Origin of the sequence: Vibrio sp. 10N.261.54.A5 (assembly GCF_041471145.1) — a bacterium.
Lineage (GTDB): Bacteria > Pseudomonadota > Gammaproteobacteria > Enterobacterales > Vibrionaceae > Vibrio > Vibrio crassostreae_C.
The window spans coordinates 26,752-50,188 of sequence record NZ_JBFRNU010000057.1; the positions used below are offsets into that span (position 1 = coordinate 26,752).

Annotated in this window: 22 protein-coding genes and 1 riboswitch; of the genes, 16 read left to right on the forward strand and 6 right to left on the reverse strand. The window is 44.7% G+C overall.

From position 1 onward, the window contains the following. Nucleotides 1–259: 259 nt before the first annotated feature. The 3 genes from AB4329_RS17595 (at nucleotide 260) to AB4329_RS17605 (ending at nucleotide 3,003) form a co-directional block, all read left to right on the forward strand. Nucleotides 260–1,297: a porin gene (locus AB4329_RS17595; protein WP_017061761.1), complete on the forward strand. Its 1,038-nt coding sequence runs from the start codon at nucleotides 260–262 to the stop codon at nucleotides 1,295–1,297. 290 nt (nucleotides 1,298–1,587) lie between these two features. Beyond that, nucleotides 1,588–2,220 carry a fumarylacetoacetate hydrolase family protein gene (locus tag AB4329_RS17600; protein ID WP_017061760.1) on the forward strand — a complete coding sequence of 211 codons (633 nt, stop codon included), beginning with the start codon at nucleotides 1,588–1,590 and terminating at the stop codon, nucleotides 2,218–2,220. 150 nt (nucleotides 2,221–2,370) lie between these two features. Next, nucleotides 2,371–3,003, forward strand: coding sequence for a LysE family translocator (locus AB4329_RS17605; protein WP_017064843.1), 633 nt, complete (start codon nucleotides 2,371–2,373; stop codon nucleotides 3,001–3,003). Between the two features lie 106 nt (nucleotides 3,004–3,109). Here the strand turns inward: AB4329_RS17605 and AB4329_RS17610 are convergent, their stop codons facing one another. Continuing rightward, entirely contained in the window at nucleotides 3,110–4,816 is a 1,707-nt protein-coding gene (locus AB4329_RS17610) for a phospho-sugar mutase (RefSeq protein WP_136982406.1), read from the reverse strand. Between the two features lie 454 nt (nucleotides 4,817–5,270). Here AB4329_RS17610 and coxB point away from each other — a divergent pair, with 454 nt between their 5' ends. From coxB to AB4329_RS17630, 4 genes are read left to right on the forward strand one after another with little or no spacing between them, the layout of a single operon-like run. Further along, nucleotides 5,271–6,473 (forward strand): cytochrome c oxidase subunit II, encoded by a 1,203-nt coding sequence (gene coxB, locus AB4329_RS17615; protein ID WP_372138913.1) that lies wholly within the window; start codon nucleotides 5,271–5,273, stop codon nucleotides 6,471–6,473. Beyond that, nucleotides 6,470–8,131 (forward strand): cytochrome c oxidase subunit I, encoded by a 1,662-nt coding sequence (gene ctaD, locus AB4329_RS17620; protein WP_048612910.1) that lies wholly within the window; start codon nucleotides 6,470–6,472, stop codon nucleotides 8,129–8,131. The genes coxB and ctaD overlap by 4 nt, the downstream gene beginning before the upstream one ends. 11 nt (nucleotides 8,132–8,142) lie before the next feature. Then, a complete protein-coding gene (locus tag AB4329_RS17625; protein WP_017064839.1) occupies nucleotides 8,143–8,772 on the forward strand; it encodes a cytochrome c oxidase assembly protein in 630 nt (209 codons plus the stop codon). Between the two features lie 38 nt (nucleotides 8,773–8,810). After that, nucleotides 8,811–9,695: a cytochrome c oxidase subunit 3 gene (locus AB4329_RS17630; protein WP_372138915.1), complete on the forward strand. Its 885-nt coding sequence runs from the start codon at nucleotides 8,811–8,813 to the stop codon at nucleotides 9,693–9,695. 19 nt (nucleotides 9,696–9,714) lie between these two features. Here the strand turns inward: AB4329_RS17630 and AB4329_RS17635 are convergent, their stop codons facing one another. Further along, entirely contained in the window at nucleotides 9,715–9,945 is a 231-nt protein-coding gene (locus AB4329_RS17635; protein WP_017066085.1) for a DUF2909 family protein, read from the reverse strand. Between AB4329_RS17635 and AB4329_RS17640 the strand changes: the two genes are divergently transcribed. From AB4329_RS17640 to cyoE, 4 genes are read left to right on the forward strand one after another with little or no spacing between them, the layout of a single operon-like run. Beyond that, nucleotides 9,833–10,780: an SURF1 family protein gene (locus AB4329_RS17640; RefSeq protein WP_083190249.1), complete on the forward strand. Its 948-nt coding sequence runs from the start codon at nucleotides 9,833–9,835 to the stop codon at nucleotides 10,778–10,780. The genes AB4329_RS17635 and AB4329_RS17640 overlap by 113 nt on opposite strands. Further along, nucleotides 10,773–11,381, forward strand: a complete 609-nt coding sequence (locus AB4329_RS17645) for a hypothetical protein (RefSeq protein ID WP_017061753.1) — start codon at nucleotides 10,773–10,775, stop codon at nucleotides 11,379–11,381. Before AB4329_RS17640 ends, AB4329_RS17645 begins: the two co-directional genes overlap by 8 nt. 60 nt (nucleotides 11,382–11,441) lie before the next feature. Continuing rightward, a complete protein-coding gene (locus AB4329_RS17650) occupies nucleotides 11,442–12,497 on the forward strand; it encodes a heme A synthase (RefSeq protein WP_136973807.1) in 1,056 nt (351 codons plus the stop codon). After that, the gene (cyoE, locus tag AB4329_RS17655; RefSeq protein ID WP_017066082.1) at nucleotides 12,487–13,461 is read left to right on the forward strand and encodes a heme o synthase; all 975 of its coding nucleotides are present in this window, start codon (nucleotides 12,487–12,489) and stop codon (nucleotides 13,459–13,461) included. Before AB4329_RS17650 ends, cyoE begins: the two co-directional genes overlap by 11 nt. A gap of 110 nt (nucleotides 13,462–13,571) precedes the next feature. Here the strand turns inward: cyoE and gbpA are convergent, their stop codons facing one another. Continuing rightward, on the reverse strand, nucleotides 13,572–15,038 hold the full coding sequence (gene gbpA / locus AB4329_RS17660) for an N-acetylglucosamine-binding protein GbpA (RefSeq protein ID WP_372138917.1): 1,467 nt from the start codon (nucleotides 15,036–15,038) through the stop codon (nucleotides 13,572–13,574). A gap of 72 nt (nucleotides 15,039–15,110) precedes the next feature. Then, a riboswitch (cyclic di-GMP riboswitch) is annotated at nucleotides 15,111–15,200 on the reverse strand. A 323-nt stretch (nucleotides 15,201–15,523) separates the two neighbouring features. Here gbpA and AB4329_RS17665 point away from each other — a divergent pair. From AB4329_RS17665 to aroG, 4 genes are all read left to right on the forward strand, one after another. Then, nucleotides 15,524–15,877: a hypothetical protein gene (locus AB4329_RS17665; protein WP_017061749.1), complete on the forward strand. Its 354-nt coding sequence runs from the start codon at nucleotides 15,524–15,526 to the stop codon at nucleotides 15,875–15,877. A gap of 100 nt (nucleotides 15,878–15,977) precedes the next feature. Then, nucleotides 15,978–16,649 carry a DUF3313 domain-containing protein gene (locus AB4329_RS17670; RefSeq protein WP_102332021.1) on the forward strand — a complete coding sequence of 224 codons (672 nt, stop codon included), beginning with the start codon at nucleotides 15,978–15,980 and terminating at the stop codon, nucleotides 16,647–16,649. A gap of 13 nt (nucleotides 16,650–16,662) precedes the next feature. After that, nucleotides 16,663–16,878 carry a DUF3820 family protein gene (locus AB4329_RS17675; RefSeq protein ID WP_004730103.1) on the forward strand — a complete coding sequence of 72 codons (216 nt, stop codon included), beginning with the start codon at nucleotides 16,663–16,665 and terminating at the stop codon, nucleotides 16,876–16,878. 313 nt (nucleotides 16,879–17,191) lie between these two features. Then, nucleotides 17,192–18,244, forward strand: a complete 1,053-nt coding sequence (gene aroG, locus AB4329_RS17680) for a 3-deoxy-7-phosphoheptulonate synthase AroG (RefSeq protein ID WP_017061746.1) — start codon at nucleotides 17,192–17,194, stop codon at nucleotides 18,242–18,244. A gap of 110 nt (nucleotides 18,245–18,354) precedes the next feature. Here aroG and AB4329_RS17685 read toward each other — a convergent pair whose 3' ends face one another. From AB4329_RS17685 to AB4329_RS17695, 3 genes are all read right to left on the reverse strand, one after another. After that, nucleotides 18,355–19,779: a phosphomannomutase CpsG gene (locus AB4329_RS17685; protein ID WP_372138919.1), complete on the reverse strand. Its 1,425-nt coding sequence runs from the start codon at nucleotides 19,777–19,779 to the stop codon at nucleotides 18,355–18,357. Between the two features lie 15 nt (nucleotides 19,780–19,794). After that, nucleotides 19,795–21,330 (reverse strand): mannose-1-phosphate guanylyltransferase/mannose-6-phosphate isomerase, encoded by a 1,536-nt coding sequence (locus AB4329_RS17690; protein WP_372138921.1) that lies wholly within the window; start codon nucleotides 21,328–21,330, stop codon nucleotides 19,795–19,797. 86 nt (nucleotides 21,331–21,416) lie between these two features. Continuing rightward, nucleotides 21,417–22,586, reverse strand: a complete 1,170-nt coding sequence (locus AB4329_RS17695; protein ID WP_017061743.1) for a mechanosensitive ion channel family protein — start codon at nucleotides 22,584–22,586, stop codon at nucleotides 21,417–21,419. A 186-nt stretch (nucleotides 22,587–22,772) separates the two neighbouring features. Here AB4329_RS17695 and AB4329_RS17700 point away from each other — a divergent pair, with 186 nt between their 5' ends. After that, nucleotides 22,773–23,429, forward strand: coding sequence for a TrkA family potassium uptake protein (locus AB4329_RS17700; protein ID WP_102321400.1), 657 nt, complete (start codon nucleotides 22,773–22,775; stop codon nucleotides 23,427–23,429). Nucleotides 23,430–23,437: the final 8 nt, after the last annotated feature.

Genomic DNA, 23,437 nt, shown 5'->3' on the forward strand with positions numbered 1-23,437 from the left:
GTGATTATAAAATCAAAAATAATCAAAGTATTTATCTCAAAGAATGAAAGGAGATCCCAGCAATTGTCGTGTTAATCAACTGTTTTAAAAGGTATTTTTGTTTTTTATAGTGCGATTTTTTTTATTTTATATATTTTAATGCAACTTTCTTGTCATTCGTATATTAGGGTTTGCCTACTTGTTAAATGCAGGTAACAACTTCTCCGTAAGCACGAGGTTGTTAGTGAATAACTCACCCAGTTACATAATGGATATGACAATGAATAAGAAACTTTTAGCGCTAGCAATTTCTGGTGCAGTATTTGGTACACAGGCAGTTGCAGTAGAACTTTACAACGAAGACGGCACAACATTCTCTGTTGGCGGCCACGTTTCAGTTGCAGTTGGTGATGTAAACAGCGATGACCGCCTTAACAGCGACGACATCGGTGTAGAAACTGTTTCTCCACGTATCAACTTCGGTGCAACTCATGAACTTGGTAACGGCTTTACTGCTGATGCTAAAGGTGAATGGGCGCTAAACATGCTAGACGGTGGTGATCAGTCATTCACAACTCGTCTTGGTTACGTTGGCCTTTCTCACGATGATTACGGTCGTGCAGCAGTAGGTACTCAATGGGCACCTTACTACAACGTTGCTGGTGTAGCAGATATGCCAATCGCATTTGCGAATGACTTCATCTACGAAGATCACGGTAATCTAGGTACTGGTCGTGGCGAAGAGATGGTTAGCTACGGCAACGCTATCGACTTCGGTAACGCTGGTTCTCTAAACGCAGCTGTTGCATGGCAAGGTCGCAAAGCTGATGGTGCGAACGAATACGGCAACCGTGCTCAAATCGCGTTGAACTACGCGATCGCTGATTTCACTGCAAACTACGCATACAACACAGGTGACGTAACTTACGCTCTTGCTGGTTCACAAACTGCTGATTCACATGTAGTAAGTGCAACTTACGGTTCATACGGCGCTGAAGGTTTATACCTTGCTGGTGTATACGCAATGAACAACTACATGAACTCAGGTAACGGCCAGATTCTTGAAGAGTCAGTTGCAGTTGAATTGCTTGCATCTTACGCGCTTTCTAACAGCCTTAACCTAAGCGTTAACTACGAAGCGGTAGAAGACGATAAGAAGAGCGAAACAGTATTCTCTACAACAGCTCTACAAGCTGAATACAACTTCACATCTCAGTTCGTAGGCTTCGCTGGTTACCAATTCGACCTACAAGGTTCTGGTGAGTACAAAGAGAAAGCTGACGACCAATGGCTACTTGGTGCTCGTTACTACCTATAAGTCGCAGACTGATTTAGCATAGTGTTTACTCCTTAGGTTTACCTTTTAGGATACTGTCCTAGACACCATGCTAAGCCCTCTCAAACCTTTTGGTTAGAGAGGGCTTTTTTCGTTTTGGGCTTTTGTCTTGAATGGTGATTTCGCACTATTGCGACCTTCGTATAAACGCTTTCAAATCATCGAATTGAGCTAAAGATCAGAATTTAGATATTGGTAACCATCTTGTCGAAGACTCTCATTTTATGATGCGTTAAACTCTCCACTCAAAAAAAATAGTTCAGGGATAAACTATGAGCAGTGTTGTCGATCAGGAACAGCTGATGAATTCGAGACGAACAGCAACCCCAACTAAGGTGCTGTGTGTTGGGCGTAACTATGTCGATCACATCGAAGAACTCAATAACGCAATCCCAGACTCTATGGTGGTTTTCAATAAACCAAGTACCAGCGTTACGTCATCCCTGTCTTCTTTTCATCAAGAAGCGCTGCACTACGAAGCAGAAATCTGTTTTATTGTTGAAAATGGCCAGTACTCCGCTGTGGGTTTAGGACTAGATCTCACCAAACGTGAATTACAAAGTAGCTTAAAAGCGAAAGGCCTACCTTGGGAGCGCGCCAAGGCGTTTGATGGTTCCGCTGTCTTGAGTCGCTTTGTTCCAATTGATAACTTAGACCTTGCAGACTTAAACCTAGAGTTGTTTATTAACTGTGTTCGTGTTCAGAAAGGACATGTTGAGCAGATGCTTTACTCTCCAAAAACTATCCTAGAAGAGCTGTCTTCTTATACCACCTTACTAGACGGCGATGTTGTGATGACAGGTACGCCAAAAGGTGTTGGGGCCGTACATCGAGGCGATATCTTCCTTGGTCGCCTAAAGTGTGGCGATACGACATTGATTGAGATCGAATGGGTAGCAAGTTAATTAGTCTTTTCTATTTAGTTAATAAATTGGCTTTGTCGCTTAATGTTGGTTTTTAATTCGATTAAATAAACGTCGAGCAACTGATTGCATCTGGAAGGGTGTTGGTAATTGATATAAAATCCGCCTCCGTTTTTATCAATGCTGACCCTCATGATCGACTTAACCATTTTACCTGTCTACCTGACTGCCGTTGTTGCACTTCTTCTTTTACCTGGCCCTGATATGTTACTGATTGCGAGTTCAAGCATGAGCTATGGCCGTAAGGTCGGCGTGTTTGCAAGCCTAGGTAATGCGACTTCTGGAATCATTCTGACAGTATTAGCGGCCATGGGTGTATCAGCGTTGATCGCAATGAGCCCAATAGCGCTTAAAGCTCTCCATTTGTTAGGCGGCGCGTACTTGTTGAAGATGGGTTGGGATTGCCTGCGAACAGAGCAGGGTAATGCGCCGGAGTTAAACGATAATTTTGCTGCAAAAGCCTATTATCAACGAGCGCTGATCAGCAACCTGCTTAACCCTAAAGCCTTGGTATTTTTCGTGATGTTTCTGCCTCAGTTTGTGTCGACGAATATTGAAGCGACTTCCGGTCAGCAGATGCTTGTTCTGGGTTTATTACTGAATGTTCTCGGCTTAACGTTTAACTTTTTGCTGGTGGCGTTAGTGGGTACGATTGGTAAATCTCTCGTAGAAAACGCGAAGTTTCGTACCTATCAACAGAAAGTCATGGGCGGAGTTTTCATAGTGTTAGCTATCTGGATGTTGTCTTCTTTCTTTACTTCGTAGACGAATCAAATCAGACATCTTCTCGTGGTTAGCCGCTGAGACAAAAATGGACGCTTCGAGCGTCCATTTTTATGTTTAACCGTTACATGTTGAACGCGCTAAATCGCTATGAATTCAACTCTTGTTGGTGCTGTTCAATCAGTTTCTCCATGTACTTCTCACCGCGCAGGCGAGTGTCTTCATAGGTTTCTGTCCCTTCAAATTTTGTCACCGTCTCATAGTAGACCTTAACTTTTGGCTCAGTACCGGAAGGTCTTACGATAATGCGTGAACCATCTTCGAGATGATAGATGAGTACGTCACTTGCAGGCAGGTTAATGGCTTCAGTATTGCCTCCAATGACGAAGCGTAAAGAAGACTGCAGGTCTTCAATTACAGAGATAGCGACACCGTTGATTGCTTTAGGCTGTGCTGAGCGGAGCTTAGAACCAATCGATGGTGAATCTGGGTCTAGTGCAATACTTCGCTGAGCGTTGGTATGAACCCCATGTTCAAATGAAATTTGAGCAAGAAGATCCCAAACTGTTCGACCTTGAGACTTTAACTCCTCAACCAATTGAGCAAACACGACAATAGCAGACAGCCCATCTTTGTCTCGTACTTGAGTACCAATTGTGTAGCCTAATGCTTCTTCATAGGCGAACAAGAAGTCGTTCTGATCATTTTCCAATTGCATGCCAATATTCGCTAACCATTTAAAACCTGTCAGCGTTTGGAAATAAGTCGCCCCGTGGGATTGAGCTACTTTTTCAAGCAATGTTGAAGATACGATACTGTTACCAACTAATTGGTTTTTGGTATGCGGCTTTGAGAGTAGATAATGAGCGAATAGCACGCCGACTTGGTCACCTGTTAGCATTTTGTATGAGCCATCATCTGTTCTCACTGCAACCGCAAATCGGTCTGCATCTGGATCGTTGGCACAAGCAATGTCGGCATCGACACTTTTTGCTAAGTTAACCACCAGATCCATCGCGCCTTTTTCTTCCGGATTCGGGAAGTTGACGGTCGGGAAGTTACCATCGGGCTCTCTTTGCTCGGCGACGCTGAACACCTTATGGAAACCAGAATCGTGAAGTAGATCCTCGGCCATTTGTGCGCCGACACCATGCATTGCGGTATAGGTGATGGTGGTGTTCGCCGATTCGATCTCGTCACTCACGTATGGGCTCTGATTGATCGCAGCGCGGTACGTTTGATAATAGCCTTCAGTTAACCACACCAACTTACCTTGCGTTTCAGCGTCACTTAGGCTCATTAAAGGGAGCGGCTTGGTTGATGCGATATCGATTTCAGCGGCAATACCCGCGTCGTGAGGAGGAATGATTTGAGCGCCATTCTCCCAGTACACTTTGAAACCATTGTATTCTGGTGGGTTGTGGCTGGCCGTCACCACAACGGCAGCTGCGGCGTTGAAGTGCTCAATACCAAAAGCAACGATAGGGGTCGCCGCGACGTTCGAGGTTAGATAAACCTTAATGCCTAAAGCCGTGAGTACGGAAGCGGTATCAATCGCGAACTGCTTGGAATCTAAACGGCCGTCATAACCGACGACCACACCGCGGATGGTCGCATTAGCGATATGTTCGATTAAGTAGTGGCCGAGCCCGGTTGCTGTTTCCTGTATGACTAAACGGTTCATTCGATTTGGGCCGCATCCAACTTTGCCTCTAAGTCCTGCCGTTCCGAACTCTAATCGTTGAGTAAAGCGGTCTTCAAGTTCGTCGTGCATTCCCTCATCGATGAGGTGTTGAAGTTCTTCACGAGTTCTTGGATCTGGGTCTCTCGCTAACCAATTCATTGCATCTTGCATAATCACTAAACCTATTAATGTCTGTATGACTTACCGTTGATTTAATTTAAGTGATATTGATTCTCATTTCCATGGAGGCAATCGTAAAACTCGATATAAAATAAATTCCAACGGCAAGAGGGCACGTAGATTAAGCCACTTCAAATAATTGACTGTTTAGTAAGTAAACTTACCTTGAATAATTGGATATCACTAACTAGCCTTTTACATAAATATAACAAAATTTAACAAATTCGCCGTTTTTGAATCTTTCATGGAAACCTCCAACGCTTTTGAACCGTATTAGTTCTTGGGTTTATATGAGGTCAGTAGCCTGCTCACAGGCTAGTTCCATGTGAGTTGTAGATTGAGGTTCAGCCTTTTCATGTGTAGCCGGAATAACAATGAATGTTGTCCAGTTCGCAACGACATTTAGGTCGCAAGTATCCAATTAGGAAGGACAAGGAGAGATCTTTTGAAAAGATTACTGGTTAGGCTAGCGTGGCTTTTGAAGAGTTTTGTTGTGCTTTTAGTATCGCCTTTAGTGCACGCTAGCAGTGATTACAACATGACTCAAGGCGTCACTGAGATCAGTGGTAAGGTGTATGAACTTCATATGCTGATCTTCTACATCTGTTGTGCGATTGCCTTTGTTGTTTTTGGTGTGATGTTTTATTCGATTTTGAGGCACAGGAAATCGAAGGGCGCAGTTGTTGCCCATTTTCACGAAAGCACGAAAGTCGAAATTCTTTGGACCATCATCCCTATCATCATTCTCATCGCTATGGCGATACCCGCCACCAAAACCTTAATAGCGATGGAAGATACCTCCCAATCAGATCTGACCGTTAAAATCACCGGGTCACAATGGAAATGGCATTACAGCTATTTTGGTGAAGACGTCGAATTTTTCAGCCTTCTAGCGACCAGTGACAAAGAGATTGAAGGCCTCGAAGTGAAAGGCGCGCATTACCTGCTAGAAGTTGATAAGCCGCTGGTACTGCCTGTTGACCGTAAAGTCCGTTTCTTGATGACTTCCGATGATGTGATTCACTCATGGTGGGTGCCAGCATTCGCCGTTAAGAAAGATACCATTCCGGGCTTTATTAATGAGGCTTGGACTAAGATAGATGAGCCTGGTGTTTACCGAGGGCAGTGTGCAGAGTTGTGTGGTCGTGCCCATGGTTTCATGCCGATCGTGGTGCATGCCATGGAAGAAGATGAGTTTGACGCATGGCTAGCGGAGCAGAAAGAGTTAGCGATAGCCGAACAACAAGCCGCAAAAGATGCATTAGATGCGTCACTTTCCTTGGCGGAGTTGAATACCATCGGTGAAGAGGTTTACAAAACTCGATGTGCGGTTTGTCACCAAGCAAACGGTGAGGGCATTCCTGGAGCATTCCCTGCCATCAAAGGAAGTCCTATTGCCCTTGGTGATGTGGATGTTCATATCGACACAATTGTTTATGGTCGTGGCGGTACGGCGATGCAAGCATTCGATAATCAGTTAACCGAGAAAGAGATCGCAGCGGTAGTAACTTATCAACGAAACGCTTGGGGTAATGATACCGGCGATATTGTTCAGGCCTCAGATATCAACGCTTATAAGGCGAAGCAAGAAGGCAGTTCTGAAAGCTCAACGGATGATGCACAAAATGATGCTAAGGATCAGTTATGAGTTCACCAATCAATAAGCCGGTGAAATCGGCTCCAGCAGAAGATCAAGTACTGAGCCATTCTGTGGAAGGCACCTTGGGCAATAATGATTTGCCTGTTGATGATCACGATTCACATGCGGCACCTAAAGGCTGGGCTCGTTGGCTGTATTCAACCAATCATAAAGACATTGGTACACTTTATTTGTGGTTCAGCTTTGCAATGTTCTTAACGGGCGGCGCCATGGCGATGGTGATCCGTGCGGAGCTGTTCCAACCGGGTTTACAACTTGTTGAGCCAGATTTCTTCAATCAGATGACTACAGTCCATGGTTTAATCATGGTATTCGGTGCCGTAATGCCTGCATTTACGGGTTTGGCTAACTGGATGATTCCGATGATGATCGGTGCACCAGATATGGCGCTGCCGAGAATGAACAACCTCAGTTTCTGGATCTTGCCTTTTGCGTTTCTAATCTTAATCGGATCTTTGTTTACAGAGGGTGGCGGCCCGAGCTTTGGTTGGACCTTCTACGCGCCACTCTCGACAACTTATGGCCCAGACAGTACCGCGCTATTCGTATTCTCAGTTCATATTATGGGGATCAGTTCGATCATGGGGGCGATTAACGTCATCGTAACCATAGTGAACATGCGCGCTCCGGGTATGACTTGGTTCAAGCTACCGATGTTCGTATGGACATGGTTAATTACCGCTTTCTTGCTGATAGCCGTGATGCCCGTTCTCGCGGGGGCTGTGACTATGGTATTGACTGACAAGTATTTTGGGACTAGCTTCTTTGATGCCGCTGGTGGTGGGGACCCGGTGATGTTCCAGCACATATTCTGGTTCTTTGGGCACCCCGAAGTGTACATCATGATCTTGCCATCTTTTGGTATTGTCTCAGCCATCATCCCTGCATTCAGTGGTAAGCGCCTGTTTGGTTATCACTCGATGGTTTATGCGACCTGTAGTATCGCACTGTTGTCATTCTTGGTTTGGGCACACCACATGTTCACCACGGGTATGCCAGTATTTGCCGAACTGTTCTTCATGTATTGCACCATGTTGATAGCGGTGCCGACCGGTGTGAAAGTCTTCAACTGGGTAGCGACCATGTGGCGGGGTGCTTTGACCTTTGAAACACCAATGCTGTTTGCGATTGCCTTCATTGTTTTGTTTACGATTGGCGGGTTATCTGGATTGATGCTCGCTATCGTGCCAGCTGATTTCCAATACCACGATACTTATTTTGTTGTGGCTCACTTCCATTATGTTCTGGTAACCGGTGCCGTGTTCTCGATTATGGCTGCTGCCTATTATTGGCTGCCTAAGTGGACCGGACATATGTACGACCACAAGCTCAGCCTGTGGCATTTCTGGACGTCGGTGATTTCAGTTAATGTACTGTTTTTCCCGATGCACTTTTTAGGGTTAGCGGGTATGCCGCGTCGTATTCCTGATTATGCGATTCAGTTTGCTGACGTTAACCAAGTCGTGTCGATTGGTGGTTTTGCGTTTGGGTTGTCTCAGCTAATTTTCTTATGGCTAGCGATTAAGTGCGTAAGAGGGGGAGAGCCTGCGCCAAGTAAGCCTTGGGATAGAGCTGAAGGTCTTGAATGGACAGTACCAAGCCCTGCGCCTCACCACACCTTTACCCATCCGCCGAAAGTGGATTAGAGGGCAGAACCATGAGTGATAAGCAAAGCGATCCCAATCAAGATAAAAAACAACCTAAGCGCCTGTCTAATAAGCGATCGACCAAAAAGCTGACGGGCTACTTGGTGTTGAGCGTGGTTGCGATGTTTTGCTTCGGTTTCGCTTTGGTGCCGCTCTACGATGTCATGTGTGAGGCCTTAGGCATCAATGGCAAAACTAATACTGTTTCAGCGGTGCAACCTCAGGGAATGCAGCCAGACTACTCTCGTACGGTTCGAGTCGAATTCATGTCCCACATCAAGCCAGATATGCCATGGCAGTTTTCGCCTGAAGTTCGAGTGTTAGAGGTTCATCCTGGTGAGGTGGTTCAAACTAACTACATTGCCAAAAACCTTTCTGGAGCCTCATTGGTTGGCCAAGCTGTACCGTCGGTTTCTCCAGGTATGGGGGCAACCTACTTCAATAAGATGGAATGCTTTTGCTTTAATCAGCAGCCATTGGACGGGCACAAGAGCGCAGAAATGGGTTTGATATTTTACATTGAGCCAGATATTCCAGAATCGATACATACGCTGACGCTCTCTTACACATTATTCAATATCACGAATGAGGTGGGTGCTGCGGCCAATAAATCTGAGCCTAACGTACTCGCAAGTAACTAGGAATTTACAGAACCAGTATCAACATAAGGAGTTGAGCGATGAGTTCTAAAAAGGAAGTTTATTTCGTTCCACATCAAAGCCACTGGCCATTGGTGGGTGCTGTAGCACTGTTTTTGGTCGCGGTTGGCGCTGGCTTGACGGTGCAAAACATGGGTACCGACGCCGCAGGTGGTGTGTTTGGCAAAGCGGTGTTGTTAGTCGGGTTTGCTGTGCTGCTTTACATGCTCGCAGGTTGGTTTAGCAATGTGATCACAGAATCATTGAGTGGTCTCTATTCTGAGCAGATTTCTCGTTCTTTTAGACAAGGAATGAGTTGGTTCATCTTTTCCGAAATCATGTTCTTTGGCGCTTTCTTTGGCGCGCTTTTCTATGCTCGAATGATTTCTGTGCCTTGGATTGGTGGTGCGGGCAATAATGAAATGACCCATGAAGTATTGTGGCCGATGTTCCAATCAATTTGGCCACTAACGACGACCCCTGATGGCGTAACGACACAAGCCATGCCTTGGCAAGGTATCCCGCTTAACAACACCATTATTCTGCTGCTTTCCTCTGTGACGCTGCACATGGCACATATCAGTCTTGAACAAAATAAGCGTATGGCTTTGATCGTGTGGTTGGAGATAACCATTGTTCTGGCTGGCTTCTTCCTGTTCTTCCAAGTTGAAGAGTATCTTCACGCTTATCAAGAGATGGGGCTGACACTTCAGTCTGGCATCTACGGTAATACCTTCTTTTTGCTGACTGGGTTTCATGGCTTACATGTCTGTTTAGGGACGATCTTTTTGATTGTGTTGCTGGCAAGGGTTGCGAAAGACCACTTCACTCCGAAAGACCACTTTGCGTTCCAAGCGGGCAGTTGGTATTGGCACTTTGTTGATGTGGTTTGGTTGGGCCTGTTTGTGTTTGTTTATGTACTTTAACGATTGAGCCTATAGGGGATTAATAGGGGCGAGGGTTGGGAGTTATCACTCCTGATCCCAGAGCAAGTAATAAAAGTAGCACGACAACGGCTGACCACATGACACGACGCCCCAAGAAGTAACTGAGTCTTTTTCCATTGTGTTTGCCCGAGGCGATTTGGATTAGGCCTTTCATCAAATTGAAAGCGATAAAAAACAGCAAAGCGACCAAGACGACTTTAAATAACAGAACAAAGGTAGATGACGCCATAGTGATAACTCCAAACCGATTGATTGATGATGAACACAAGTTCCGCAGTAAAGGTTTTTGGATAGCGGTTGTTTTAACTGTGGTTTCAGTCGGCGCTTTAATCAAGTTAGGTTTGTGGCAACTCGATCGTGGTAACGAGAAATTACGTTATGAACAGCAATTAGCTGAGAGAGCACATCTCTCGTCACAACCTTTAGGTGTCGTTATTTCTGAGTTGCGAGAGCTGGATTTATCTGGTCAAGAGTCATTAAATCCTCAAACCCTAAACGGGTTAAAGGCTGATGTTGAATTAGTCAATACGAGCGGCTTGATGCTCTTGTTAGACAACCAGATAAGCCAAGGAACGGTAGGGTATGTGATTTACATGTTGGGTGAGGTTCGCTTTGAAGATGGAAACCAGTCCTTAGTGGCTGAAAAACAGTTGTTGATCGATCTTGGGTTTGTTCCGGCAAGTAATGACAGAAGAGAACTACCGCAATTAGGAAGTATCACTGTACCAACCAAAATGTCAGGGCGCTTGTATACACGCTCAATTAATCCTTTAAGTCATGAGTTGGGTTTAGAAAATACGACACCGAATAGAATCCAAAACCTAAACATAGCAGCGTTATCACAGTATACAGGACAAGAAGTGCTGCCCTTTGTCTTCCAACCTCAGAGTTTAGATTCATGGCCCTATGAAATGTTATGGCGTCCAACGGCGATGAGGTCTGAGAAGCATTTTGGTTACTCATTTCAATGGTTTGTTATGGCTGCGGTACTTTTGTTTTTGATGTTGTTGATTGGCTATCGGTACCTAAAAGCAACACCTATCACGAGGAATAAGGATGGATAAATCTCAAGCACAAGTGAACAGGGAAATTACCGAGGCAAACATGGCTGAGCTCAGAAGCCGTCGTACTAAAGGACGCTTGGTATTAATCGGACTCGTTTTAATTTTCGCTTTGCCAGCCATTATCGCCAAAACTGTGTTGGATCAGAATTGGTATACGTCAGGTGTCACTAACTCAGGCGAATTGGTAGAACCAAGAATTACACTAGCGGATTTTGGCGTAACGGTACCCATGGCAGGAGAGGGTTGGGTTGTGGGGTATATCGCACCGATGGAGTGCGAAAGCTTGTGTGAACAACAGCTTCATTATTTGAATCAAAGCTACTTAGCGTTAGGGAAAAACAAAGAGCGAGTGACCGCCGTTGTTTTCGTCTCAGAAGGTAACTCGTTGTCGGGTTCGCTCAACAAGCCTGATTTATCTTTGTTAGCTGGTGGTGATCAGTTAAGCACCGAGTTTTCGCCGGCTTCCATTGTCATTATTGACCCGCTAGGACAGTTGGTTATGGAGTACAAAAGCGTGTCGGAACCGTCGCAGTTAGTCGGGCAATCCAAAGGTATGATTCATGATTTAAGAAAGCTACTTAAGCTGTCACGAGTTGGGTAGTTGATGGCGCAAATGCTTGAGCTTAAGCAGCGAAAGGGAATAAGTATAGGGAGATAAGTGATGCAGAATAAAGCCCCTGATTTACTGATGCTTGTGATGAGATTAACTATCTTGTTAACCCTTACCGTGATTGTTCTCGGAGCTTATACACGCCTGTCTGATGCTGGCCTTGGCTGTCCTGACTGGCCGGGTTGTTACGGTAAGATCACCGTTCCGTCTGATGCCCAAGCGGTGAGTCAAGCCAATCTGCAATTTCCAGAGCGAGCTCTTGAAGCAGACAAAGCGTGGATAGAGATGATCCATCGCTACTTTGCAGGAACATTAGGGTTGCTTATCTTTGTCGTTGTAGCTTGGTGTATTAAAAAGAACATCACACCAGTTGGTCTTCCATTACTTATCTCTGCCACTGTGATTTTTCAGGCTTTGCTTGGAATGTGGACGGTGACTCTTAAGTTGATGCCCGTTGTGGTTATGGCGCATTTGATGGGGGGGTTCACGTTGCTGTCACTGTTGTGTCTGCTCTACTGCCGTTTGTCTCAATTCCAAAGCCGTTTTGGCGAGGCTTCTTATTCTCCAACACTTAAATTTTGGGCGTTGTTTGGGTTACTCATTGTGGTTGGGCAGATACTGCTTGGTGGTTGGACATCGTCAAACTATGCCGCTTTGGTGTGTACCCAATTGCCTATTTGTGAAGGTAACTGGATGAGCTACCTCGATTTCAAAAATGCGTTCGATTTTGCTCAACACGGACACGATAACTATGAGTTTGGTGTGTTGGAGTATCCCGCGAGGCTTACCATACATGTCATGCACAGGTTCGGGGCTATTGTGGCGACATTAACGGTGCTGATGGTCGTGTACCAGTTATGGAAGTTTGGCCAAGTGCCTCACCAAAAGCTGAGCATGATTGTCGCAATAGTGTTGTTTACTCAAATCAGCCTTGGGATCAGTAATGTATGGTTTCACCTGCCAATCTCAGTTGCGGTTTTGCATAACCTAGTCGCAGCAATGTTGCTCATCAGCATGGTTGTAACCAATTTTGTGGTGTGGCAACGCAAACCGAGTGAGAGCTTGGTGAAGAACAGTGTATTACAAGGAGGTAATCATGGTCAGTAGAACGTCAACACAGTATGAAGTGGTGGCTCAAGACGCAGCCTTAACTCATAAGATAACAGCCAATAATGACATAACTTTAAGTAACGAAAAGGCTGAAAAAAACAAAGCCACTTGGAAAGTTTATTTAACGCTGACTAAGCCTAAAGTGGTGGCTTTGATGTTGCTGACAGCATTGGTTGGGATGTGTTTGGCCGTGCCGAATGGATTGCCTTTGCAACAAACTCTGTTCGGAATGATTGGGATAGGGTTAATGGCAGGTTCAGCGGCTGCGTTTAACCATTTGATCGATAAAAAGATCGACGGCCAGATGACTCGAACAAATCGACGCCCTTTACCATCCGGTGAGCTGAGTAGTGTGCGTGTGTTTAGCTTTGCAGCAGGTATCGGCTTATTTGGGTTCGCTACGTTAGTGGTGTGGGTCAATCAACTCACGGCTTGGCTAACCTTTGCAAGTTTATTGGGCTATGCGGTCATCTATACCATGTACTTGAAGCGAGCGACGCCACAGAACATCGTAATTGCAGGGATAGCTGGCGCAATGCCACCGTTATTGGGCTGGACGGCAGTCACCAACGAGCTGCATTCAAATGCTTGGTTGTTGGTGATGATCATCTTTATTTGGACGCCTCCTCATTTCTGGGCGTTGGCAATTCATCGTCGTGATGAGTATGCCAAAGTGAACATCCCCATGTTGCCTGTGACTCACGGAATCGAATACACCAAGACGTCTATTCTTCTGTATACCTTTTTGCTTAGCATCGTGTGTATATTGCCTGTATTGGTTGGCATGAGCAGCTGGATATATCTGAGCGCTTCATTGGTGCTCAACGGCGGGTTTGTTTATCACGCTTGGGTACTGAAATATCGTGATGAACCCAATATGGCCATGAAGACCTTTAAGTTCTCCATCTATCATCTCATGATCTTGTTTGTGGCTCTGTTGGCAGACCACTATCTACTTTGATAACCGCATTTCTGCTGTTGCTGAATAAGAAAACGGATGCTCTGGGCATCCGCTTTTGTTTGGCTAATTACACAAGCTCACATACTTGAAAATAAGTAACTCGCTAACAATTAGTCCACTTTGTTCCAAGCATCTTGCCAGTGTGAACCTACACCTGGTTCGTACTGAGTTGCTGTTGGAGCCCATTGAACACAGTAACCTGAGTATGGGAACTCTTTACACTGATAAACACCACCATCGCTGCTCAGAACCTTTGTTCCTGCAGTGTAAGATTCAATGCTTTCTGGGAACACAAAGTCGTAATCGCCCGCTGGTGGCGGCGTTTGCTCGTCCATTAGATGAAAATCAAGCGTGTTCTGATCCACTAAGTTACCTTGGTCATCTTTCGTCACAACCACAAGCATGTGGTGGCCAGCTTCAGACTTAGAAAGAGTCAGTTGAACATCTTCAACTTGTCCGTCTGTTAGATCCGATTTCTGAGATGCAAGTGCTTCACGGTGATGGTTGTACACGGTAAGCTCAGCTTGGATATCGCCTGTTGCCGCTAACGTAAGATCAAGCTGAGTAGGTTGGCTCTCATCGATAATGTACTCTGATTCTAAGCCCGAGACTTCAAGATCATGCTCGGGTTCTGGAGTATCAATCTTGTAGCCGATTTCGACACTGTTAAAGCCAGAGCCTGCTTTTAGATAAACAGGATTCGTGCCGTAAACGGGTGCGAAATCGCCTTGGTCATTCAATTGACCTGCTTTGATTTGCGTCTGCTCTTGGTTGATCTTAGAAGCAAGCGCGTAAGACCAGTTATTGGCTTTGCCTTGTTCAGAAGTTTCAATCACAAGCTCAGTGCTGTATGAAGCGTTCTCACCAGACTGGTCGAATACACGCGTATAAACAGCGTCACCAACATTCAGGTCTTGTGTCGGGTTGATTTGACCACCTTGATCCCAATCAGGAATGATAGGGCCGTCACCATCAAATTTCACGTCGATAACGTTGTAGAAAGCCGCTGCAGTGTCACCTACATCCCATACGGCAAGGATCACTTGATAACCTTCACGCTCTGGCACATTACACAAGTGACTGACTTGCATCGGTGGCTGTTCCATATTGCCTTCAACAACACAGAATGGCGTTAAGTCAAAAGAGCTGCGAGCCAACGGCTGGTTTGGATTCCAGTCGGGTTGAGTAATGTAATATTTCCAATCGCGAGTCTTGTGGTTAGCTGTGAATGTCCACTCGAAGTATTGAGAACCAGACTTGATAGGGCGTTTAACCCAGCGGTCTGCCTTTTGTTCGTCTAGTGCTGCTGCTAAAGAAGATTGCGCACTGGCGATTTTCCCATCAGCAGGGCCAACTTCTGGGAAGCCTTCAGGGCCTTCTACACTTTGTGGTTCGTATTGGATACCACCACAGTTGGTGTTTTTCTCTTGCGTATCACTCGCAGGGAACTTACATAGGGCAACACGGCTCTCAGCTACGCCATTGTTGTATGCCGAGACATAACCGTGACCGAAGCTTGCACCGCTTACGCTAAGAAGCGATAGCGCGATGAGTGATTTTTTTTGGAGTTGTTTCATTATTTGTCCTTACTGTATTTGGCCGACAAAAAAGAGAACACCCCGGCATGCATTTACACTTAAATTCTATTAAGTGGCGGCCCCGCTATCATAGACAGAATATTTGTCGACAGACCGGTGGCTTTGCGTCCTATTCTTTCAAATAGTTTGCCAGAAGTGCGTTTGAGCAATCGAAATGTAGCCAACCAGTTTTATAAATGCGAATCAATCGATTGAAATGTGGAATGCCAATCTCGAACTTTTAATTCTTGATACAAATTAACTTGCTATATGTTTAGTTCGTTAACGTATAAATTATTGATATAAATAAAGAAAGCATTTGCTCTAATCGTTTTAGTGAATGACTTTGGGTTGTTTCGCTTCGCTCTGTACAACAATTGTGCACATATCAAAACCAAACCTTTGGTTTCCACTAACCGAACCCTGACACGCCATGTATGAAAAACCGGACAATTGATTGGTATGAATTATATAAAGGAGCCGGTATGGAATTCACAGAACTAGACAGAGACGCGTTGTATCAAACGTGGATGTCACAAAAATCGAGAATGCGAATTACGCAGATGGAGTTTTCAAAAAAGCTAGGCATGAACCAGCTTGATTTCTCAAGAGTGCTAAGAGGGGAGACGCCATTAACCATGTCTTTCATTAGTCATTTTTGTCGTTTACTTCATTTGGAACCAAGGAATGTATTCCCCTCGCTAAAAGAGGGCAATGAATCGGGGCCTAAAGTGGTCTACCTGAAAAGTAGAATGAGTGTTGATGGTGAGATCCAAAATGCTTATATTGAAGGAAATCAGGTAATTGTAGAGTATGCACACACTGTTCAACATGATTAATTTTAGAGTTAGCTCTGATTTTTAACCCCCTTTTTCTACAACCTTTTCACATAGGGTATGTCATACTTAATTAGATTCCTTAATTTTGACTAAGTGCGTTATGAACCCTTTAAAAGTCCTTTTGCTTGTTGCAACCAGCATTTTCTTGCTTGGTTGTGCAGGCGGCCCAATTAGAACCGCTACTAAATTTACCAGCTACGAAGATTTTCAGGCTGGGCCTGACGGAGGCGTCGACTTGGTTTGGGCAAGGGTTGGGCTACGTGACGCTCAGCGTTTGAAATCCAAGTTAGATGACTACGATTCTGTAGTGATCGACCAAATTTTTGTTTTAGCAGAAGAAGGTTCGTTGGATCAGGAAGAGATTCAGGAACTCACTGAGCACATGGTTGCGCGCTTGGAAGATAAAATATCGCCTCATAAAACGATTGTCGATGAACCGACAGGAAAAACGCTCCGCTTGAGTATCGCTCTGAGTAACGTTGAAACGCCCAATCCGATCTTAGCTGTAACGAGCAGCGTTCTGCCGTTTGGCCTTGCGATGTCAACCATATCTAAGGTCACGACTGGTGAGCACACCAATGTTGGGAGTGCGAGTGTAGAGTTATTGGTCAGTGATGCTCAAGAGGGCACACCACTGTTTGCAGCCATCGACCGTGAAGCGGGTAACAAAGATTTTTCAACCATGATTGATTCGCTGGATGATGCCAAAGACGCGATCAACTATTGGGTTGAACGTTTAGGTGATACTCTACACAACATAGATGACGCATAGTAAAGACCGAATAATGCTAGAGAAAGAGAACCTGATTAAGTTGGCTCGAATGCAGATGCCATTTGGAAAGTACGCGGGTCGTACACTGATTGACTTACCTGAAGAATATTTGCTGTGGTTTGATAAAAAGGGGTTCCCGTCTGGTGAACTCGGCGATTTATTGAAACTGTGCCTTGCTCTGAAAATTGAAGGGCTTGATAGTGTCGTCAAGCCATTGAAAAGAATGTAATTAAATAAAAGCTCACGCTGATCACGTGAGCTTTTTTGTTTTTGAGTTCGACACAATTTTACATGCATGATGTAGCTTGAAGAATGGCTCTTCTTACCTTGCTATAAAATACGCAATCGATAGCGTGTAAATAATGGTATACAGGGTGTTTTAAATATAAAGCACAAAAAAAATTGCGTTTATTTTTAATTAGTGATTGAAACTAGAGTTTTTACTAGTTAAGTTACAGGGAACAAGAAGATTAGTGCTGATAGAAAGTGACGTGAGACAACGTACATTCAGCTCAAGGATAGAAAAAAGGAAGAAGTAAGCAATGTTCCAGACTGATGATGTAAGAATTAACAAAGTAAAAGAGTTATTACCCCCTGTTGCTGTTTTAGAAAAGTTTCCAGCGACAGAAGTTGCTTCTTCTACAACCTTTGAAAGCCGCAAAGCGATCCACAATATTTTAGAAGAGAGCGATGATCGCTTGCTTGTTATTGTCGGCCCATGTTCTATTCATGACACAGAAGCTGCTCTTGAGTACGGTAAACGTTTGAAAGTGTTGCGCGACGAACTTGGTGATAACCTTGAAATCGTAATGCGTGTTTACTTTGAAAAACCACGTACAACTGTTGGTTGGAAAGGTCTAATAAATGACCCGTACATGAACGATACGTTCAAGCTAAATGATGGCCTTCGTCTAGGACGTAAGCTACTGCTGGACCTAACTGACATGGGCATGCCAACGGCAAGCGAATTCCTAGATATGATCACGCCTCAATACGTTGCTGACCTAATCAGCTGGGGTGCAATCGGCGCACGTACTACAGAATCTCAAGTTCACCGCGAACTGGCTTCTGGCCTATCTTGCCCAGTTGGATTTAAGAATGGTACTGATGGCAACATCAAGATTGCAACAGATGCTATTCGCTCTGCTAGCGCTTCTCACCACTTCTTATCAGTAACTAAGTACGGTCACTCAGCTATCGTTGAAACAGCAGGTAACCCTGATTGTCATATCATCCTACGTGGTGGCAAAGAGCCAAATTACAGCGCAGAACACGTTGGTAAGATTAAAGAAGAGCTAGCAGCTTCTGGTCTTCCACAAAAAGTGATGATCGATTTCAGCCACGCAAACAGCTCTAAGCAGTTTAAGCGTCAAATGAACGTATCTGATGACGTAAGCGCACAAATTTCTGGTGGCGACAAAGCTATCTTTGGTGTGATGATTGAATCTCATCTTGTTGAAGGTCGCCAAGACCTGGTTGAGGGCAAAGCTGCAACGTACGGCCAATCTGTTACTGATGCGTGTATTGGTTGGGAAGACACTGAAACAGTACTTCGCCAGCTGGCAGACGCTGTTGAAGCTCGTCGTAACAAATAGACTAATTACAGTCAGCGATTAAGCTACTGAAAATTCAAAGCCCTTAGTTAGCAACAGCTAATAAGGGCTTTTTTGTGGATCTTAGTTGAAAACTGGAAGTGTCTGTATTCTTAAATGAGAAAAGACAGTAACTCGTCGACTTTAAGTGACAGTAAAGCTTTATCTTGTTTGGTTTCAACGTTAAGGCGTATTAATGGCTCGGTATTGGACTTTCTTAAGTTGAAGCGCCATGAGCCCATATTCATGCTGATTCCGTCTGTGTGATCGATCTCAACGGCATTATCTTGGTAGTGCGATAACACGCAAGCCATGACCTGCTCTGGGTCTGAGACTCTTCGATTGATCTCCCCGGAAGAGGGGAATCTATCTATACTAGTACTCGTTAATTGGTGAAGAGATTGTTGAGTTTTCGACATCAGCTCGATAACCAATAGCCAAGGAATCATGCCTGAATCGCAATATCCAAAATCACGAAAATAATGGTGTGCGCTCATTTCGCCCCCATAGACGGCATTCGTTTCACGCATCTTCTCTTTGATCAGTGCGTGTCCTGCTTTAATTCCAATCGCTTTTCCACCATGCGTTTTTGCGATTTCAATTGTGTTCCAGATCATGCGCATATCGTGCAATACAGTCGTGTTAGGCTGTTTGACCAAGAATGCTTCAGCAAGCAACCCTACAATGTAATAACCCTCGATGTAATTGCCTTGCTCATCAAAGAAAAAGCATCGGTCGAAGTCTCCATCCCAAGCAATTCCAAGGTTGGCAGAATGCTCTAAAACGGCATCTCGAGTGGCTGCTTGGTTCTCTCTAATCAAAGGGTTTGGAATACCATTTGGGAAGTTTCCATCAGGGTTATGATGAACTTTGATGAAGGTGATAGGGACACCGAGTTCGTTAAATTTATTATCTAAAGCATCAATGATATGTCCTGCAACACCGTTCCCAGCATTAACCACAATCTTCATCGGTGACAGCTTTGATGGGGTTATGTACGAGAGTAGGTGCTCGACGTACGGAGCAAGAATACTGTTCGATCTACTAGAGTTACTTGGTTGTGCATGAACGAACGGTAAATTGCAGTTCAGCTCTTGATTAAGTTCTTCAATGCGTCGTTTGATTTCATCTAAACCACTGTTTTTACTGATAGGGCTAGCGTCTACACCGACCATTTTCATGCCGTTGTAATTGATTGGGTTGTGGCTGGCTGTGATTTGTATTCCGCCAATCGCTTTTAGGTAACGAGTCGCAAAGTAGACCTCTTCAGTGCCAGTCATACCTAGATCAATGACGGTAATCCCTGACTCGATTAAGCCTTTGGTCATGGCTTCTTGTAATGACAGGGAGGTTTTGCGGTTATCACGACCAATCACTACCTGCGCCAAACCATCGAGTGAGGTTTCAGGCTTAGCGGATAGGACGTATTCGCCAAATGCCTTACCGAGCAGGTAGGCGAGTGGCTCATTGATTTGTTTACCAATGACGCCGCGGATATCGTTGTTCTTAAAGCAGTTTAGGTCTAATGTTGGTTTCATCGATTTGTCGCTGCTTTATTTCGTTTGGTTGTGCTTTGATGAGTGGACTTGTTGCTTGCGCACGTCTCGCCTATAACTGTCTTGATATCGAATGATGTCGCCTTCACTTAAATGACTGCCTGTTTGTACTTCAATCATCTCGAGTGGGAGATCCCCTGGGTTCTCTAGGCTGTGAATATGACCTAAAGGGATGTAAGTGGATTGATCTTCTTCAACCAGATAGGTTTTCTCATTGTTGGTCACTTTCGCAGTACCCGCCACGACTACCCAATGTTCCGCTCTATGGTGGTGCATTTGTAACGACAACTTGTGACCGGGTTTAACGGTGATACGTTTAACTTTGTCGCGCTTGCCTAGGTCGATAACATCGTATTTACCCCAAGGTCTAAACACCTCACGATAATGCACATGTTCTGTGCGACCCGCTTGATTTAGTTGACTGACAATCGATTTAACACCCTGAACCTTGTCTTTATTTGCAACCAATATAGCGTCTTTGGTTTCGACAATAATCAGGTTGTCGACACCTACCGTCGCAACCAGCTTATTTTCAGCATGGATGTAGTTGTGTTGAGAGTCGACGGTTAACACATCACCTTCAATGACGTTATTGTGCTGATCTTTTTCGCTTACATCCCAGATCGCGGACCATGAGCCAATATCGTTCCAGCCGACATCCATCGGGATCACCGCGGCGTGCGAGGTCTTTTCCATCACGGCGTAATCGATTGAATCACTTGGACTGCTTTTGAATGCTTCAGCGTCTATACGGATAAAGTCGAGGTCGGTATTTTGCGTTGCAAGAGCGAGTTTACAAGCCGCTACTATCTCAGGGTGGTGTTCGGCGAGTTCTTCAACATAGCGTGATGCCTTAAACATGAACATGCCACTGTTCCATAAGTATTGTCCTGAGCGGATGTACTCTTCTGCTGTTGCTGTGTCTGGCTTTTCTACAAAGCATTCTATGGCGAAGGCGTGATTGATTGGCTGCTCTGTTCCATTAGTATCAGTTTGAGCACTGGAGGAAAGAGGCTCTCCCTGCTTGATATAGCCATAGCCAGTCTCTGGGGAGCTAGGTGTTATACCGAATGTCACCAGTTTGCCTTGTTTTGCATAATCAACACCACGACTAATCGCTTGTTGGAATTCAGAGGTTTTCGCGATGTGATGATCAGCAGCCAGCACTAACAAGATAGGGTCGGATGCGCTTTGTTCATTAAGCGGTGGTTTACTTAAAGCCTTTAGGGCGGCAAGCGCAATGGCTGGGGCTGTATTTCTACCGACTGGCTCTAGCAGAATACCACTATGTTGAATGTTAGCTGATCGAGCTTGTTCAGCGGTAATAAAGCGATGCTCTTCATTACAGATAATGAATGGGGCATCGCATTTACTATCCATCAAGTGCTCTTCAAGGCCTTGCAGGCGTTGAAGTGTGTGCTGAAGCATTGACTGGTCGCCGGCAATATTGAGAAATTGCTTAGGGTAAAGCTCGCGAGACAGTGGCCAGAGACGACTTCCGGAGCCGCCGGCTAGAATGACAGGTAAAATCATAGCGTGGTAATTAGGTGCATTAGAATACTGCCATCATATTACCACGCTTCACGCTTATTACTTATCGATAACCAAGAAGGATATGACTATCGATGACCTTCCGTAGGGGAGTTCAACATGTCTTTGGGATCGCTAATATTCTGATTATCACCTAGGCTTTGAACGCTGTTATGATCTTGAACATTAGAAAAGTCTTGAGGGTCAATCTTGAGTGTCTGTGTTGGGAACGCGATGTCTGCATTGTGTTTATGAATAATCGCCAGAACCTGTAACAGAACGTCTTGCTTCACTTTGTGGTACCTGATCCAGTTGACTGTTTTTGTGAAGGTATAGATAAAGAAGTTGAGCGTTGATGGCCCAAATTTGTCAAAGTTAACGATCAACGTCTGTTTGGCATCAATATCTGGGTGGGTCTCGAGCATGGTTCTTACATCATCAACAATGAGCGCCAATTTGTCTGCATCTTGATAACGAAGACCAAAGGTTTCATTGATTCTACGATTCAACATTCTCGATGGATTCTCTACCACAATACTACTGAACACCGAATTTGGCACGTACAAAGGACGCTTATCAAAAGTGCGGATGATCGTCATGCGCCAACCAATGCGTTCGACAGTGCCTTCGATTTGACGATCGGGAGAACGTATCCAATCACCGACTTTAAAAGGGCGGTCGAAGTAAATCATCATGCCACCGAAGAAATTCGACAGTAAGTCCTTAGCCGCTAAACCGACGATCAAGCCACCAACACCACCAAAGGTGAGTAAGCCTGATAGGCTGAGTCCAAACGCTTGCATGATTGTCAGGCCGCCCATGACCATAAAGAACAAGCGAGCGACTTTCGCTATCGCTTGTACAGTGGTTTCGTCTCTGGTTTTTTGCTCTAAGACATAGGCTTCAGTGTTAGTGATCATTCGTAAGGTAAACCAAACGAATGTACAGATAATCAATATGTGTTTAAGCGTTTTTAACCAATTGATTTCATTGCCAAACTGGTCTTGAAGTATTAGCCCGATAGAGACTGTAGCAGGCCAACACCAAAGTAATGTGCTGACAGGGGTTTTTAGTGCTTCTAGCAGTAGATCGTCCCAGTGGAATGGGGTTTTCTGAACCAGAATTTCTAAGCGATTATGGATAATTCGCCAAGCTACCCAAGCGAGAAAACTCGCAATAGTGATGAATAGGACGCTGTTTGCCCAATCACTATGGCTCTGGTTGATGTAGGTTTGTACTTGGGTTATGAATTCATTCATTGTGTGTGCTGCCGCAGAAATTATGAATTGGAAATTAGCAGAAACTCGAGTTGTTCTCTACCTTTATAAATCAAGCGATTATGACAATAGTATAACCTTATTCTTGCAGAACTAACTTTTTTTGAGATAGAAACTAATGTAGGTTTGGCTATCCCGTGTAATTAAAATTTCTAAACAGGATTTCAAATGAGCGACAAACAATATGCAGTTATCGGTTTAGGGCGATTTGGTCTGTCTGTTTGCAAAGAGCTACAAAGTTCAGGGGCACAGGTACTGGCCGTCGATATTGATGAAGAGCGAGTGAAAGAAGCAGCGGCTTTTGTTTCACAAGCGATTGTTGCGAACTGCACGAGCGAAGAGACGGTGAAAGAGTTAAGACTCGATGATTACGATATGGTGATGGTGTCGATAGGCTCTGACGTTAACTCAAGCATTCTAACGACTTTGGTGGTGAAAGAATCTGGAGCAAAAGCAGTCTGGGTTAAGGCGAATGATAAGTTCCACGGCAAGATCCTCTCTAAGATTGGTGCTGACCATATCATCATGCCCGAGCGCGATATGGGTATTCGTGTTGCTCGTAAGATACTGGATAGACGCGTTCTTGAGTTTATCGATCTTGGCAGCGGTTTAGCGATGACGGAGATTGTTATTGGTTCTAATTTGTTGGGTAAGAAACTTGGCGACCTTAAGCTGTGTAAAGAAAATGGTGTTGAAGTACTTGGCTTCAAGCGAGGACCGAACCTAACTAAAGCTCCAGAACTGGATGTGAGTTTAGAAATTGGGGATGTGGTGATCATCGCTGGGCCGAAAGAGACCTTATCTAGAAAGCTACGCAATTGGTAATTGGCAAT